Origin of the sequence: Saccharomonospora saliphila YIM 90502 (assembly GCF_000383795.1) — a bacterium.
Lineage (GTDB): Bacteria > Actinomycetota > Actinomycetes > Mycobacteriales > Pseudonocardiaceae > Saccharomonospora > Saccharomonospora saliphila.
In genome coordinates this window covers 1-2,729 of the sequence record NZ_KB912686.1, presented here as the reverse complement: position 1 = coordinate 2,729, position 2,729 = coordinate 1, and the positions used below count along the sequence as shown (strand labels likewise).

Annotated in this window: 2 protein-coding genes; both read right to left on the bottom strand. The window is 72.6% G+C overall.

What is annotated here, in order from left to right:
- A partial coding sequence (locus tag SACSA_RS0114140) for a phospho-sugar mutase (RefSeq protein ID WP_019816555.1) occupies positions 1-1,632 on the bottom strand: 1,632 nt, incomplete at its 3' end.
- A gap of 423 nt (positions 1,633-2,055) precedes the next feature.
- Positions 2,056-2,729 (bottom strand): purine-nucleoside phosphorylase (locus SACSA_RS23030; RefSeq protein ID WP_019816554.1); only part of this gene is annotated, 674 nt, incomplete at its 5' end.

The following is a 2,729-nucleotide window of genomic DNA, read 5'->3' as shown; positions in this document are numbered from 1 at the left end:
GACGGCGTCGCGGAGTGCGGCCAGGCGCTCCGCGACCGCGCTCCGGGCGCGGGCGAGGTCGCCGTCGGCGGGCGGTGGTGCGCTGACCTCGAGGTAGGCCTTGAGCTTGGGTTCGGTACCCGATGGGCGCAGCACGACCCGTACCCCGTCGCCGGTTAACCGGAGCACGTCGGCGTCCGGGGCGAGGTCCTCGGCGGACACCGCGACACCGGCCAGCTCGGCCGGAGGCCCCGCGCGGAGCCGCCGCATCACCTCCGCGCGCTCGCTGGCCTCCCCGAACCGGGGAGCGACCTGGTCGGTCAGGTACACACCGTGCCGCAGGGCCAGATCGTCGAGGAGGTCGAACAGTGTGCGCCCGGCCGCCGCCGCGGTGGCGGCCAGGTCACAGGCCAGCACCGCCGTGGCGATGCCGTCCTTGTCGCGCACCCCGTCGGGGTCCACGCACACGCCGAGTGCCTCCTCATAGGCGTAGACCAGGCGCTCGCCCGCGCGCGCGAGCCACTTGAACCCGGTCAGCGTGAGCGCGTGCCGGGCGCCGTGTGCCCGGGCGATGGCGGCCAGCATGCTGGAGGAGACGATGGTGGTCGCCACGAGCGGGTCGGGCGTCCGGCACGTCGCCAGCACGTGCTCGCCGAGCAGCACCCCGGTCTCGTCGCCGCTGAGCATTCGCCACGTGTCGTCGGAATCCCGCGCGCCGAGCGCGCAGCGGTCGGCGTCCGGGTCGAGGGCGATCGCGAGGTCGGCCCCGGTGTCGGCGGCCAGCCGCAGCAGCAGGTCGGTGGCTCCGGCTTCCTCGGGATTGGGAAAGGCCACGGTGGGAAAGTCCGGGTCCGGCTCGGCCTGCTCGGCCACGAGGTGGACGTCGGCGAACCCGGCCCGGTGCAGCGCGCGCCGTAGCGGCGCCCCGCCGACGCCGTGCAACGGCGTGGCGGCGACCCGCAGGGTGCGGGCCGTTCCCGTCGGCAGCGTGGCCACGCGATCGAGGTAGGACTCGACCAGTTCGCCGTCGAGCACGGTCGATCCCCCGGCACGCGGGACGGACACGGCGGCGGGTGCCTCGGCGATCGCGCGCTCGATCTCGGTGTCCGCGGGCGGGACGATCTGAGTGCCGGTGTCGTCGTAGACCTTGTAACCGTTGTCCGCCGGCGGGTTGTGCGAGGCCGTGATCTGCACGCCCGCGCTCGCGCCGAGCGCACGGACGGCGTAGGCGAGCAGGGGGGTGGGCAGCGGTTCCGGCAGGACCCGCACGTCGAAGCCCGCCGCCCACAGCACCGAGGCCGTGGCGGCGGCGAAGGTCTCCGAGCCGTGCCGTGCGTCCCTTCCGACGACGACGATGCCGCCCGGATGCCGGGCCGCCAGCCACGTCGCCAGTCCCGCGGTCGTGCGCACCACCACGGCGGTGTTCATCCCGTTGGTCCCGGCTCGCACCGGCCCGCGCAAGCCCGCCGTGCCGAAGGTCAGTGGCCCGGCCATGCGGTCGGCCAGGTCCTCGACGGCGCCGTGCTCGCCCGCCGCGGCCGCCTCAAGCAGCGTCGTGAGTTCCGCGCGAGTGCGGTCGTCCACGTCGTCGGCGATCCAGCGACGTGTGGCGTCCCGGAGGTCGGCGGGCAGGTGTTCCGGAAGGTGCGGCATCACGCCATCGTGTCAAGCGCGCCCGTTTCCCGCGCGGGCGCCCCGAACGCGCGTGCCGGCGGACCCACACGCGCGGCGGGGCGCCCGGAAGCGGGAAACGGCAGGCCGCGCGCCTCGCGTGAAACTTGCACCCGGAGATTTGCGAATTCAATCGTCGTGTTCTCCGCTCGCACTGTTTCCGAGAATCTCGTGCTCGCGTGAGCAACAATGCGGTGCGTCAGCGAAAACCCTTCGTTCCGCACTCGATCGGGTAATTGTCCGAGCGCCAATTCTCGGGGATATTCGTGGCGTATCGTTTCTCGGCGTGCGTGCCGTCCGTGGTACGGCGCCGGTCCAGCATCGCGAGAGAGGAATCGCATGAATGTCACGCGGGAAATGACCGACGTCCCCATCGCGACGGGGAGCCAGATGACCGGTAGATGATCAGGCCCGTCGCACCAGTTCGCGCAGCAACCCGCCCATGCGCTCGGCGGCGGCACGGCCCGCCTCGATGACCTCCTCGTGGTTCAGCGGTTCTCCGGTGATGCCCGCGGCGAGGTTGGTCACCAGCGACAGCCCGAAGACCTCCATCCCGGCCGCGCGCGCCGCGATGGCCTCCAGCACGGTCGACATTCCCACGAGGTCGGCGCCCAGCGTGCGCAGCATCCGAATCTCGGCGGGGGTCTCGAAGTGCGGGCCCGGCAGACCCGCGTAGACGCCGTCGGCCAGGCTCGCATCGATCTGCCGGGCTTCGTCCCGCAGCCGGTGCGAGTACAGGTCGACGAGGTCGACGAACGTCGCGCCGGTGATCGGGGACGTCGCGGTCATGTTGAGGTGGTCGGCGATGAGGACGGGCTGGCCCACGGTGAAGCCGTCGCGCAGGCCCCCCGCGGCGTTGGTCAGCAGCACGGTGCGCGCGCCCGCGGCGGCGGCGGTGCGCACACCGTGCACCACCCTGGCGACGCGTTCGTCCGGCTCGTACCAGAACACCTTGGCGTCCCGGCTCGTGCCTTCGGGTACCACCACCGGTCGGCCGTCGTCATGGCTCTGGAACGTCTCACCGCCGTCGGTGCTGTAGGCCACCCGCACGCCGTCGGTTCCGGTGAATACCACGATCG